We start from the raw sequence: 13,585 nt of genomic DNA, 5'->3' as shown, positions 1-13,585 counted from the left end.
CAGTTAGCCAAAACCATTTTATGTTGGCAACATCTCATCAATACTAATAATGATTATCTCATCTATTTATTTATGCATAAAATTCAGTTTCATATTTAAATATTCCTTCTATTTATAATATTAATTAGGCTTAATAGGCTTAATAGGCTTAATAGGCTTAATAGGCTTAATAGGCTTAATTCATTAGTATTTAATATGCCATAAAAAAACATAAAACTGTAAAAAAAACGAAAATAATTAAAATTTATATTTACAGATTAGCCATACAATCATAATTTAATAAAATATTTTAAATAGTTGAGCCGATCAAAAAATATGATTTCATTAAAACATGAGCATCCATTTTTGTCTGAAACCTATGTAGAGAACATTACCCTGCACATTGGTGAATTCTGGAACCCGCTATCAAAAAAACGACCATCATATTTCAACAATGAATTCATCATTCTACAAAAACCGATAATTTATGGAGAGCACGCAAAAAAAACACTCATAAATTCATCTAACAATAGCCTGTCAATCAAATTAAAATCTATTAATGAAAATATAAAAATTCAGGTATTACAAATAGTTAAAACAAATTTAACGATCACTGAGATTCAAGATTTTTTTAGACTAGACAGTCTCTCTGAACTGTATGGAAAAACTCTTTATGAGAAAATAATCGAGGAAATCACATCTGAAAATGCTGCATTAGAAAAACTATGTCCTGATAAACATAGACAATTGGGTTATATAAATAGAAACTTTTGCATTGAAAAAATTGGACCTCAGAAATTAGGCAATATGAATAGGGAAATAGATATAAAATTAACTTTAAAATACCTTCACGACATGGACATTAAAAATATAGAGATATATGCATTAGAAAAAACAGCTAAAATAATAAAAACTTATGATAGTGATAAATTCAATTCAAACAAAATAAAAAAACCTAACAACAAATCTTTTCTATTATATTTCGTCATAGAAATTTCATCATATTTAAAAATATCAGTCATCAACGATCTATATTCAATAGCATATTATTTAAAAGCCAAAAATTTCTTGGAAAAAGATAACCTTTTGATTATTAAAACCCTAACATCATCAATCAAAAACAAACTAGGTTTTAAACCAGATTTAAAAAAATTAATGGATATCATAAAAGAAATCGAACATTCAAAATCAAAATCCATAGATAATTATAATTTTTTTAGGAATGAATTGATGGGAGAGAATGAAAAAATGGATAAAATCATCGAATATATATCAAAAAAAATATTAGAGATGGAGCCTTAGATGAGTACTAGTAAATTTCGTCAGGCACTAGGATGGACTATACACTATTGGGATGAAATTGGTGTATGGGACAAAAATGAGCCTATTTTAAAAAAATTCCTGACTTTTTTATCACCTCCCCCAGATATCAATAAACAGATTTCATTACTAGAGATAATTAAAAAATATCATAACGATGACTTAATTATCTCTTTATATGAAATCAATTTATTACTAGAAACATTGAATAAATACAAAAACAAACCAAGATGCAAAATAAAATATGATGATGGAGTGGATTATCCAATATACTATGGAATTTTAAAAATTCGCACTCAAGACTCGAGGGCAGGTACGAAATTTATTTCTAATTTCATATCAAGATTTGTTAGTAGTTGCTATGAAAAACTAAAAGAAATAGATCATGCAGAATCTGATCAAAAAATTTACAAAGTGGTTTTGGCTTTTCGAGAGTTAGAAAGAGTTTCAGCGATTAACAAAAACAATGATTCAAATGACATTATCATAAAAATTAGAATTCCAGACGCAATAGATTTAGATCGATACAATGACTACATTCGTACAGTTAAATATAGTAAAAGCAATTCCTTTTGGAAAAATTTTAACTACACACCAATAAGTAAAGCCGATTCCAAACAAAAAAATACGCAAAAAAAATCAAATCATAAAAATAACAACCATAAAAGAAATCCTGAAAATAATGAAAAATCGATTTCTGAAAATCATACACCTCGTTTAGTAAATAATAGAAAAAAATCTTGGACCACTGCAAACAAAGAAATCGAGTCCGTATTTGATTATTCATCATTATCACTACAATCTGTAGTGGAATTTATCGCATTCGTCGATAAGAAAAAATCTGAATTAAATAGCTTGTTAATGCTGTGTTTTTTGACCGGAATGACATTAAAAAAGGCGGTTTTTGCAATACGTTTTAGTTCTAACAAAAAATTACTAACTGTCTCCATCTCAAATACACCAACAGATTCTGATCTATGTTCAGAAATCGAATTGAAAATATCACCAGATAGCCTAGTACATCTCGATGAAAAAAAACTATCCATCGAACAATTGGTCGATAAAATTGAGGGTAAATTTGCTTATCTAACGAGGCAGTTTGCTGAGCTGAATGGTGGAAACACCCTGCATTTTGACCGTATCGCGTCAAATTCTAATCGCCTATTAACCCCTCAGGTCGATGACATTAGGGTTCATTACCTCAGAGGTAAAATCGGTTTTTCTATGAGTGCGCCGTTCTCGTACGTTGCACTGACTAACGAGGAAATTGGGGACCTATATAAAAAGCGATTTGATGTCTTGTCCAATCATTTGGAAGTACGAGGTCTACTCTCAAAGCTGCAGTGGGATTCAACATTGGAAAATCAATCTCTTGGATCTAATCGTTTACCACAGAGCTCAATAGCTGATTTTTTTAGAGACATAAGAACTATTTTCAACAGTAAAATAACGCTGTTTTCAATTTTCAAGTCAAATCAACTAAGAGTTGATTTAGCAAATTTAATTGAAATTAATACATATTTTTTAGAGTTATTATTTTTTTCTAATCGCCCTAATGGCAAAAAATCAACTTCTATATTTTCTGATTTTTTTATTAGAAATGATAAAAACTCTGTCAACTATGAAGAATATAAAGCTATACCAATACCTGATTTATATTTAAAACAAAAAGAGATGCTTTCTAGTGTAAGATTTTCTTTGCATAAATACTTCAATTTTACTGATACAGATATTTCAAAAAGAGACTTAATAATAATTCATGTTCTACAAGACGAAAAATATCATCAAATCGAATCAGCTCCACATAGACAAATATTAGAGTTTCTTAAAACATTTAATCTTGAAGAAATACGCCCATCAAACAACACATTAAGACATTATTCAGGCAATGCTCTAAAGTTCAAGCCAATTATTTCTCGCGCCTTACTTGGACATAATGAGGATGGCTTTTACTACTCATCTCCAGCGTCTTCATCAAACATCGTGTCGATTCACACTGATCTATCTGAATACCAAAACACTCTCATTGAAGAGTTTTCGTTGAAGGAGCTGACCTATGATTTCGATTGATTTCCTGAATAAATGGCCAGACCTAGAGAAAATAAAATTCAAAGATATTGAAAGTGCAAGAGTTGCTGAAATTATTCTCGATTCTGCGAATGATGAAATGAACATTGATAATGATTCATTATCAGAAATTCTTTCAAAATTTTCTGAGTATTACGAATTATCTAGCGAATCTAAAATCACTAGAAAACAGCTAAAGATGATTAATGATGTCATTTCACAGTTAGAGGGAATAATCACATCAACTATATCCTATGATCGCTCTCCAAAAACCATTCGACCGACTGTTATATCGTCTAACTCTGACGAGGCCCAATTTAGAGCTGCTATTAAAACGATCGCTAATGAGACGCCTAAAATTCTGAAATCAAAAGCGCTTATTGATAGTGATGAGCTATATGTTCGTTTACTCATTGAAGTTGGTGTAACAACAGGACTACCACTGAACAGAGCTGAATCATTCATACAGGAGCTCCTAAAAAGTCCATTTGAGTGCTCAATACTGGTTCCGTCAGGAGAGCCAACTAGAGCAGATAAATGTTTACCGATTACCGCGTCAAATACAGCACGTTTTATCTGTGTGTGTCTCCATGCTCGTAATTACGAGCCACCTAATCATCACAAACTAGCCAAGCATACGATTTCAAGCTTATTAACAGCATCCACTAAAGTAAGAATAACTCAAAAAATCAAACTGAAAACTTTTTATCCAGCCGCAGCGAGCCTGTTTTGTATTTTCGGTACGGAGGCCATTATTTATAGCCGATTATCCGGGTTGAGTTTACCAATCGCACCAACATGGGCTGATATGAATGGTTCGATTGTCGGATTACCATCCGAGGAAATTTATACTAGAGAGCGCAATAAACGGACATTTGGACCTGCTGAAAAAACGTTACAGCAGATCGAGAATGAGAAAAACGTAGACAGGTTATGTGATGAAAATCTAGACGATGATGAAAAAGAAAAACGCTTTCTCGCATGGCAAGAATTGGCCTATTATTTCTTAAGCCATATCAGATACTGGATTAAAAAACAAAATCAAATTAAAAACAAAAGCAATAAAATAGAATTCGCTGAAAATTTATATAAATTAAATAGTACTGAAACACTAGATAAGTTATCTAAAATAATCTCCAAAAAAACTGAATGTAATGAAGATTATATTAAACATTTAATTTACACTACCGCTGATAAAATACAAGAAACTCTACGTTCAATTACGCTTAGCCCTGTTAGAGAATTTTTACCTGTATCTAATCAAATCCCTAGCAAAACCTGCGCCATTTCATTAATGTTTGCATTCACGTACAACGAATTAATTATCAAAAAAAATAAAACCAATACGGTTTTATCGAAATTGAGCAGTATTTTCTCACAAAGTTTATTTGATTATGAACCAGCATCAAATATCGAAAACTGGGATGAAGAAGATGCGAGCCTATTTATACATGAAGTACTGATTAATCCTGAATTCGCGCCTAGTACTAACCAAAATAGACTCTCTCAATTTTCAACATTACTAATTTTTGGCAGAAAAAGTCTGGATATCTGGAACGATGTCTATTTCCCAATCTCATCAAACGGACAAATAACAACCACTAACCGCAATCAAATCCTTGGTCAGCAGGAATTCAATCTTTTTATAGACGCATTTAAACGTCACCCTAGTGTTCAGTCTGATATCACTATATCGACTATAATTTTTAAGATTCTATTTTTTGCGGGTCTTCGCCCTGGGGAGTTAGCGCGGCTAACGCTGGGCGACATCTCAGCACACAGCGAGGAAGAATTACTAATCAGAGTACGTAGATTCAAAACTCCGGCATCGAGGCGCATAATTCCACTACACCTTCTGGCACCTCCTGAGGTTTGCCTTGAAATATTTGACTATATTTCAGAACGTCTAAGCCTGTTCAGAAAATTGAAATCGACCAGAGCATTTGGCGAAGGCAGGAAACCAAGTGCAGCAAGGGAAGATTTATTAAATATTGCAGACGTAAGCGATGAACAAGCCAAGTTTTTGAGAACATTCCCTCTCTTTAGTAATGCTGATAAAGCAACAAGAATCGCTCGCGAAGAGATGAAGTTAATTATTGGAGAAGGAGCCGATTTATATCTCCTTAGACACAGCTACGCTACACATATGTTCTTACGTTGGTATGCGATGAGATACCCTGATGTCATTAATGAGTTAAGAGATCGCGATGAATGGTTCTACTCAAATGAAGCCTTGGCGTTACAGCGTCATATTTATCGTCATGGAAGCGTGGTCAACCATTCAAAAGAGACGGACATGGTCCACCTTATGAAATCGATGGGGCATCGATTTGTTGATACATTTTTTGCTGTCTATTGTCACTCTTATTTTGTGGCATACAACCATGCCCAGGAGAAATATATGGTACAACGTGGATGGGAAAATTTATCAGTGAGTGCTGGTTTCATTCAGACCAATTTTCCTAAAATGAAATCACGAACGAGCATTGCGCAAATTCAAACAAAAACATTAGCTGGTGTACTCGATTTTTTCAGTACTAGGTTAGGCTGAGACAGTCAACTCTAAGTTCTTATTACAACAATGCCACCATAGTATTTACTATGGTGGCATTTTTTTACTTATTGAATCAATTATCTAGGACAATTCAACAACATAGTGCGGTCCTTTTTTTACCCCACTAAAACAATATACTGCACCGTTTCGTAATGAGGAACACGGCAGTTTTAACTGTACCGACAGGCTTCCGCTCGCATCACAAATTTTAATGGGAGTTGTTTCACTATGAGTATCATTAGTTAACCCCTCAAGGCGGTAGCTTCCAATAAAAGCATTGTAAGATGGGATACTCTTAACTGAGGGATATAGACCAATCACATTATTAAGATGCGGTGGTTTGAAAAAGACCTGATTACCGTGTATCTCTAAATTCAGCCTCCCGAGAAGAAAGCTGATCCCGACCATCTCCTCATGTTTATTTAAGCTGTTTATTTGCTTAGAGACCCAAGAACTAAAAGCTAATTCATCAACTACGCCCAAACCTGTGCCAAACTTTTCAACCACCTTTTTTAATTCATCGTCATTCAATGAGTGCAACAGGTCGAACATAACATCCTGGACTGAACGGTGGATCAGAGGTAATTCACTAACAATACTGCTCATAGTGTATCTCCACTTACTTCAAAACCACTGGACATCAAAAGTGTTTCAAACGCAGAACCATCACGACGCGTCAGGTTAGGGACATAGCGCGAATACACGGTAAATAACATTTGGGTGGTTGTATGGCCCATTTGTCTTGCGATCCACTCAGGGTTCTCCCCTGCTGCTAACCATAATGTCGCGGCGGTATGTCTTGTTTGATAAGGTTTTCTACTTTTGATGCCAATTTTTTCAAGTGTTGGATACCAAATGCGCTGAGTAACATTTCGGTGTTCATAACTGCCACCTGCACGATTACAAAATACAAACTTAGAATGCCCAAACGAGACTTTCTTTTGTTCTAATAGTGCCTCATACACAGGAGGAGACATTTCAACTTCACGACGTGATTCAAGTGTCTTAGTCGTATCAATACGTCCCTGCACGACGGTTTCTCTCACCAAAATTTGTCGGTTTTCAAAATCAACGTACTGCCATTGCAGCCCATCTATTTCCCCAGTACGTAAACCCGTAAAAAAGCGCACAATGTAGTAATTACGAAAATCTGGACGTACATAGCGAATAATCTTCTTCACTTCATCCAGCGTAAAAGGCTCAATATCCACTCTAGGCACTTTTAGGGGTTTTAATCCAATAGCAGGCGACGTAAACTCATATCTGTCGGCGGCATCATCTAAAATCATTCTTAGTGGCGTCATAATGTGGTTAATCCTATCGTTAGAAAGCTCACTGTCCCCTGTTTCGTGACTCACTTTGGCGAGGGATGCACGAAATTTCAGGATCATGGCTTTGGTTATGTTGCCGACTCTTTCTTCCCCAAAATATGGGACGAGACGGGTATCTAAAGTTCCTTTTATAGAAGTCCGGTAAGACCGTTTCCATCGTAAAATATTCTCTTCAAGCCACTCTTGTGAGAACTCAGAAAACAACGGCGTATCCGGTCGTTTTTGAACCTCAGTGACAACGTGCTGAACCACCTCCTTTTTTACTTTCGGTACTTTTTTACTGCCTGGAAAGAACTTCTCATAATCGAACTCTCCGGTTTTAAGTGCTAATTCAATCTTCTTAACCGCTGCCTCCATACGCTTCATATTGGCAGGCGTATTTTCTAATTTGGTGTATTCTTTAAAACGCTTCCCCTCATAACGAAAATTGAAATACAACTTTCCATCTTGCCGAACTCCTATACTAGCCACGGTAAACACCTCCTGAGGCCATTGGGATCAAATCATCCACTTCATTTTCTCTTGCACTTGTCATCATCTGCTCTTCGATTGCCTCCCATAAATAAAGAACCTTTCTTGCGTTGAAAGGGCGAATATAGTGCTTACCTTCAATGAAAACGTTATCTCTAAGAACGTCATTGATGTACTTAGGGTGGTACTTAATACGGTTTCCTAACTCTTGTGCTGTAAGATATGTTGACATATTTCCCCCAGTGAATTTTATTGCTCATGGAGAAACTATATAGCAAATAAGTTTCCTGACAAGCACTTTTTGAACTTTTTTGCATTTTAAACAACTTAAAAGGTATTATTGCTAAAAATTAAAGAGGCTATGCAGATGCTAAGATTCAGGCTGAAAGAGCTAATTCAGGATAAATCCTTCAAAGAAGGTAGAAGAGTGACACTAGGGGAAGTTTCAGAGGCTACAGGCATCCATAAGACTACCTTGTCACGGTTGCAAAACCCAACAGGCTACAACACGACAACAGAGACGATAAATTTACTTTGTAAGTATTTTCAGTGTGAGGTTGGGGATTTGGTTGTATATATAAATGACTAAAAAATAACCAGTGATATTTCATAGGTTTTAAGCTCTCTCTTACAAGACATTTTTATCTAGCAAGTTGATAGCACCAAACTAATTCGCTAAAACCCATCTCCTAAAAACACTTAAAATTTATCATTCCATCTTTTTATCACCTTAGCCGTATACATAAGACACTAAAAAATGAGACCTAGAAGATTGCGAAAACGATCTTGTATGTATACCATTACGAGCAAAACAACTTGTTCGTAATAAACAACATACAGGGATTAATATGTCACTAGATAGTGAATACACACATAAATTTCCAGCAGTAAGAGGTATGCAAGCAGGACGCCCTTGTTATATTGCTATGTGTCCTATGCGTTTAATCCCCAAACTTTTCGTTTTTGATGAAGATGTTGTACCTCCAGAGTTAAGAGCACAACGACGCCTGAATGAAGTAAGAATTCCTGATATAGCAAATTATCTTATCGAAAATACAGACAGCTATACTCTTTCGGCTATTACAGCTTCCATAGACGGACAAGTCCAATTTGAGCCTATGGCAGATACAGGACCAGCAGTTAATCTGGGACTACTGTCCATCAATATGGACACGCAAATTCTGGTTAATGATGGCCAGCATCGCCGTGCAGCTATAGAAATGGCAATAAAAGAAGCACACGAACTTGGGCATGACAATATCCCTGTACTTTTCTTTGTCGACGAAGGGTTAAAGCGAAGCCAGCAAATGTTTGCCGACCTAAACAAGCATGCAGTAAGACCATCTGACTCACTAAGTACATTGTATGACCACAGGGAAGCCTCTTCATCTTTAGCGCGCTTTGTGTATGAGAATGTTTCATGCTTTAAAGCACTAACTGATTTAGAGCAAACAAGTTTATCAAAACGAAGTAGTAAGTTATTTACTCTAAGCGCAATTAAACAAGCTTCTCGAATACTGTTAAAGAAAGGTGTAAAAGAAGGGATTTCTGATGATGAAATGGAACTAGCTGCTAGATTCTGGAATAAGGTCTGCGTTAACATGCCCGACTGGCAGAAGGCACTCGATAAAAGTGTTTCTACATGCGATTTGAGAGAGCAGTTTGTTCATGCTCATGGACTAGGCCTTGCCGCTCTGGGAGCTGCAGGGGCGGATCTACTTAGACAGCATCCTTGTGATTGGGAAAAGTACATAGCGAAGCTTAATGAGATTGACTGGAGTCGATCTAATGTCTCCTTATGGAGAGGAAGAGCTATGGACTCTCGCGGCAGACTTAGCAAAACAAAAATCAATACTGTTTTGACCGCCAATATTATTCGTAGAGCGTTGGAACTTTCCATTAATGCTGACGACCAACTTATAGAAGATCAATTCAACTCATGACACAAAAACGTTCAACACTATATTCATCTATGGACGAAATGCTGGAAGCCTCTGAATTTGCAGGACGTCCCGCTTTAGATTTAATAGGTGAAATCCAAGAACTATACTTAGAAAATGACAAGCCTTGGGTAATAGGGTTCAGCGGAGGTAAAGATAGCACCACTACTTTGTCATTAATTTATGTTGCCTTAACTAAATTATCTAAAGAGCAACGTCACAAACATGTGTATGTCATTTCTTCTGATACGCTAGTAGAAACGCCTTTAGTTGTGGATATGATTAACAGTTCATTGGCGGCAATAAATAAAAATGCAATAGAATTAGAGCTTCCTATCTCCGGTCACGTTGTCTATCCAAGTTGGGACCAAACATTTTGGGTCAACCTACTTGGCAAGGGTTACCCAGCTCCAACACAAAATTTTCGTTGGTGTACGGAGCGTATGAAAATCGATCCGGTTAGCGAGTTTATTAAAGATAAAATTGCGAAGTATGGTGAGGTTATTGTCGTTCTGGGTGCACGCAGCCAAGAAAGTGCTTCTAGAGCGCAAGTAATTGCAAAACACAAAATAGATGGCTCTTCTCTATCTCGACATAGCTCTTTACCCGGAGCATTTACCTATATGCCAATCCAAGACTGGACGTTTGATGAAGTTTGGATGTATCTACTTGGAGCTCCTGCTGCATGGGGTGGAGATCACTTCGAGCTATTTTCTCTTTATAAAGACTCTAGTGCTGGAGAATGCCCGCTTGTCATAGATACCAACACACCTTCTTGCGGTAATTCACGGTTTGGTTGCTGGACATGTACAGTCGTTACTAAAGACCGAGCAATCGAAGGGTTAATAGAGTCAGGGGAAACATGGCTACAAAAACTTAAAGACTTCCGTAACAAGCTTTTCGAAACAACAGATCCAGCAAAAAAAGATCAATTTCGAAATTACAAGCGCCGTACTGGTAGAGTCCAATACGCTCGCGGGAACATAGAAAACGAAAACATAACAGAAATAAAAACAATACCTGGGCCATACCTTCTTAAATTCAGAAAAGAATGGCTCAAAGAGCTCCTGATGATTGAGAAGCACCTTAATGATGAGGGCCACCCTATAGAATTAGTCAGACAAGAAGAGCTTTTCGCTATTCGTAGAGAATGGATGTTTGATCCGAATGAGCCTGATTGGTCTGATGAGCTTCCTAGCATTTACCGTGAAGTATATAACAAAGATCTAAACTGGCCAGACCAAGATGGCGGTTCGTTTTCACAAGAAGATGCAGAGCTACTAAAAAGCCTAAGTAACCAATATAAAACACCAACAGAATTAGTAATGAAGCTGCTAGAGCTGGAAATATCAATGGACGGTCTTGGCCGACGTAAAGGCTTGTTCAATAAAATTGAAAGCCTTCTAAAAAATGACTGGGGCTCACTAGATGAAATATTGGCTGAAAAAGAAAAAGCCAAACCCACCACATCTATAACAGACGGCACCAGTTACGATGATCAGTTGGCACAGCTAACCAAAGAATTAGAGGCACTCCAGTGATATTTAAAAAGTTATATTTGCAAGACTTTGGAGTTTTTGGTGGCAGCTTTGAGCGTAATACCATCGACTTACAACCTCGCGAGAAAGATGGTCAGCTTCGCCCTATCATCTTATTTGGCGGTTTAAACGGGGCAGGTAAAACAACGACCTTGACCTCTGTTCGCCTCGCCCTTTACGGCCGCCAAAGTTTAGGTAAAGCTGTAACCACTACCCGTTATCATGAGTTTTTGTCAGAATCAATTCACAACCCGCGCAATCAGCTATTAGCGCCTAACTCAGCCGCTGTTCAGCTGGATTTTGACTTTGGCCGCCGGGGTGAAGTCATTGATTACAGTGTAAAACGTAGCTGGTCAAAAAGCGGTAACAACGTTACAGAATTGCTTGAGATCTACCAGAATGGTGAGTTAATTAAGGGTCTAACGGACGAACAAAAACAAAGTTTTTTAAACGAACTGATCCCTATCGGCGTAGCTGACCTCTTCTTCTTTGACGGAGAAAAAATTGCCAACTTGGCTGAAGACGAAAACAATGCTGTATTGGCAGATGCAATCAACCGGCTATTGGGTATTGATATAATCAACCGCTTAAAAGCTGACTTGTCTGTATACCTGCGTAGCCAGAAAAAAGACAAAATGCCCGAAGATGTGCAAGCGCAGATCAACATCTTAGAAGCTATGTACAAAAAACAATACAACCTTTACCAAGAAGCATTATCTAACCTTGAAAGCAAAAAAATCGTACATACAGATCTTTTTGCTAGAAAAGAGCGCCAATTACAGACTGTTAATGAACTAGGTGGTGCTTGGGCGAGCTCTCGGCAGGCGGAAGAAGCAAAGGAGTTACAACTTCGTGAAGAAAAAAATAGCACTACTAATCAAATCAAAGCCCTACTGGCTGATACAGTTCCATTGAGCTTAGCCAAAACGCAAATCGATGCGTTGTTACAGCAGCTAACAGCTGAACAAAAGTTAAAAAAAGAGCGCTTAATTGAAGAAGAACTTAACGCTAGAATTTCTGCTATCAAACAATCCTTACTGAAGTCACTTGGTAGCGATTTCCAGCAACAGATTGAAAGTACAATCGAGACTCAAAAACTTCAAGTCTCTAACGACTTCGATATTATTCACGATATTTCAGACTCTGAATTAAGTCGCTTACTACATATCGTTAATCAAGTCGTACCGAAACAACAAGCAGAAATGGAGACACTCTGCACTCGACTAGAAACAATCGAAGGTGAACTAGAAGCCAGTGGAATTAATATTTCTCGTGCACCAGACGAAAAACGTATCGAAAACTACGTTGAAGAACTTAGTAAAATCGATAAAAAAATTGGCGCTATCGAATCAGAAATTGAGCAGCATACCAAAGATGCCAAAGATGCCTTAAAGCTTGCCATGGACGCATTGCGTAAGCTACGAGATCACGAAAAGCAATACAGTCTCAGCTCATCAATAACCAAAGGCATTTCACTAGCAGAGAATACACGAGATCTATTAACTCAATTCGCCGCTAAAACTCGTGAACGTCGCATTGCAACATTGGAAAAAGAGTTCTTAAAATCCTTTAGCAAGCTTGCTCGAAAAGATGATCTGCTCATCAAAGCACGTATCAACCCAGAGACCTATTCTGTAACTTTACTCGACAATAATGGCAATGCTATTGAAAAGCAGAAACTATCCGCTGGTGAAAAGCAGATTTATGCGATAGCCATGCTGGAAGCACTAGGGCGTACATCTGGTAAGGCTCTGCCCATTATCATTGATACACCGCTTGGACGTTTAGACTCTAAACACCGTAAAAACTTGGTGAGAAATTACTTCCCAACCGCAAGCCATCAGGTACTTATCCTTTCCACGGATACAGAAGTGGATGAAGACTTTTATCAGGAGCTTGCTCCAGAGATTTCACACGCATTTGAAGTGGAATACGATCCACAAGACGGTTGCTCAACATACAAAGAAGGTTACTTCTGGCGCGCCTAGGCGCCAGCAGTAACTTAACTCATTAAATAATATAAATTAAGCGGAAACCAAGACATGTTGCCACAGAAAATGAAAATCTCCGACAGAGCCTTTACATCATTACGCCGCCTGCAGAACAACACAGGATTAACAGTAAACATTGGTGCGCGCTTGGCATTTTTTTCATCGATTGAGAGTGGACATACTTGGCAAGGCGAAGAGATTGAGCTTAAACAGCGTGAGTTGGATAAATACACATGGCTAGGCGACCACGTAAATTTAGTGGAAATGCTACTAAAACAAAAGTACCCAAACCTTGATGAGAAAGATTATTACAAGGCCTGGGCGAGTCATATTGATGATGGAGCTTTGTTAGTAGAATCTAAGTCCAAAATAACTGAAATTGTAAGGTGACTTT

The 13,585-nt window shown here is 37.2% G+C and carries 11 protein-coding genes; 8 read left to right on the top strand and 3 right to left on the bottom strand.

Features of this window, described 5'->3' with window-relative positions; genetic code table 11:
* Positions 1-315 precede the first annotated feature (315 nt).
* The 3 genes from AC2A4J_RS08465 to AC2A4J_RS08455 are packed head-to-tail and all read left to right on the top strand — an operon-like array spanning position 316 to position 5,917.
* Positions 316-1,281 carry a hypothetical protein gene (locus AC2A4J_RS08465; protein WP_484175649.1) on the top strand — a complete coding sequence of 322 codons (966 nt, stop codon included), beginning with the start codon at positions 316-318 and terminating at the stop codon, positions 1,279-1,281.
* A complete protein-coding gene (locus AC2A4J_RS08460) occupies positions 1,282-3,369 on the top strand; it encodes a hypothetical protein (RefSeq protein WP_484175648.1) in 2,088 nt (695 codons plus the stop codon). It begins immediately after the preceding gene.
* Positions 3,356-5,917 (top strand): site-specific integrase, encoded by a 2,562-nt coding sequence (locus AC2A4J_RS08455; RefSeq protein WP_484175647.1) that lies wholly within the window; start codon positions 3,356-3,358, stop codon positions 5,915-5,917. The genes AC2A4J_RS08460 and AC2A4J_RS08455 overlap by 14 nt, the downstream gene beginning before the upstream one ends.
* A gap of 84 nt (positions 5,918-6,001) precedes the next feature.
* On the opposite strand, the gene AC2A4J_RS08450 is transcribed toward AC2A4J_RS08455, so the two are convergent.
* From AC2A4J_RS08450 to AC2A4J_RS08440, 3 genes are read right to left on the bottom strand one after another with little or no spacing between them, the layout of a single operon-like run.
* The gene (locus tag AC2A4J_RS08450) at positions 6,002-6,526 is read right to left on the bottom strand and encodes a hypothetical protein (protein WP_484175646.1); all 525 of its coding nucleotides are present in this window, start codon (positions 6,524-6,526) and stop codon (positions 6,002-6,004) included.
* Positions 6,523-7,722, bottom strand: a complete 1,200-nt coding sequence (locus tag AC2A4J_RS08445; protein WP_484175645.1) for an Arm DNA-binding domain-containing protein — start codon at positions 7,720-7,722, stop codon at positions 6,523-6,525. The genes AC2A4J_RS08450 and AC2A4J_RS08445 overlap by 4 nt, the downstream gene beginning before the upstream one ends.
* Positions 7,715-7,954, bottom strand: a complete 240-nt coding sequence (locus tag AC2A4J_RS08440; RefSeq protein WP_067341394.1) for a hypothetical protein — start codon at positions 7,952-7,954, stop codon at positions 7,715-7,717. The genes AC2A4J_RS08445 and AC2A4J_RS08440 overlap by 8 nt, the downstream gene beginning before the upstream one ends.
* Before the next feature lie 129 nt (positions 7,955-8,083).
* Here AC2A4J_RS08440 and AC2A4J_RS08435 point away from each other — a divergent pair, with 129 nt between their 5' ends.
* The 5 genes from AC2A4J_RS08435 (at position 8,084) to dndE (ending at position 13,581) form a co-directional block, all read left to right on the top strand.
* On the top strand, positions 8,084-8,311 hold the full coding sequence (locus AC2A4J_RS08435) for a helix-turn-helix domain-containing protein (RefSeq protein WP_338041432.1): 228 nt from the start codon (positions 8,084-8,086) through the stop codon (positions 8,309-8,311).
* 259 nt (positions 8,312-8,570) lie between these two features.
* Positions 8,571-9,665, top strand: a complete 1,095-nt coding sequence (gene dndB, locus AC2A4J_RS08430) for a DNA sulfur modification protein DndB (RefSeq protein WP_475444668.1) — start codon at positions 8,571-8,573, stop codon at positions 9,663-9,665.
* On the top strand, positions 9,662-11,203 hold the full coding sequence (gene dndC, locus AC2A4J_RS08425; RefSeq protein ID WP_484175644.1) for a DNA phosphorothioation system sulfurtransferase DndC: 1,542 nt from the start codon (positions 9,662-9,664) through the stop codon (positions 11,201-11,203). The genes dndB and dndC overlap by 4 nt, the downstream gene beginning before the upstream one ends.
* Positions 11,200-13,188 (top strand): DNA sulfur modification protein DndD, encoded by a 1,989-nt coding sequence (gene dndD / locus AC2A4J_RS08420; protein WP_484175643.1) that lies wholly within the window; start codon positions 11,200-11,202, stop codon positions 13,186-13,188. The genes dndC and dndD overlap by 4 nt, the downstream gene beginning before the upstream one ends.
* Before the next feature lie 54 nt (positions 13,189-13,242).
* Positions 13,243-13,581: a DNA sulfur modification protein DndE gene (gene dndE / locus AC2A4J_RS08415; protein ID WP_484175642.1), complete on the top strand. Its 339-nt coding sequence runs from the start codon at positions 13,243-13,245 to the stop codon at positions 13,579-13,581.
* The last annotated feature ends 4 nt before the right edge of the window (positions 13,582-13,585 follow it).

The organism is Marinomonas sp. ATLA20, assembly GCF_057180105.1.
Note: the sequence above shows the minus strand (reverse complement) of the source record. Positions and strands in the feature narration are given on the sequence as shown.

Bases quoted from the DNA above. Each gene is read 5' to 3' on its own strand.
- AC2A4J_RS08465 (WP_484175649.1), top strand. From the start codon at position 316: ATGATTTCATTAAAACATGAGCATCCATTTTTGTCTGAAACCTATGTA.
- AC2A4J_RS08460 (WP_484175648.1), top strand. From the start codon at position 1,282: ATGAGTACTAGTAAATTTCGTCAGGCACTAGGATGGACTATACACTAT.
- AC2A4J_RS08455 (WP_484175647.1), top strand. From the start codon at position 3,356: ATGATTTCGATTGATTTCCTGAATAAATGGCCAGACCTAGAGAAAATA.
- AC2A4J_RS08450 (WP_484175646.1), bottom strand. From the start codon at position 6,526: ATGAGCAGTATTGTTAGTGAATTACCTCTGATCCACCGTTCAGTCCAG.
- AC2A4J_RS08440 (WP_067341394.1), bottom strand. From the start codon at position 7,954: ATGTCAACATATCTTACAGCACAAGAGTTAGGAAACCGTATTAAGTAC.
- AC2A4J_RS08435 (WP_338041432.1), top strand. From the start codon at position 8,084: ATGCAGATGCTAAGATTCAGGCTGAAAGAGCTAATTCAGGATAAATCC.
- dndB (WP_475444668.1), top strand. From the start codon at position 8,571: ATGTCACTAGATAGTGAATACACACATAAATTTCCAGCAGTAAGAGGT.
- dndC (WP_484175644.1), top strand. From the start codon at position 9,662: ATGACACAAAAACGTTCAACACTATATTCATCTATGGACGAAATGCTG.
- dndE (WP_484175642.1), top strand. From the start codon at position 13,243: ATGTTGCCACAGAAAATGAAAATCTCCGACAGAGCCTTTACATCATTA.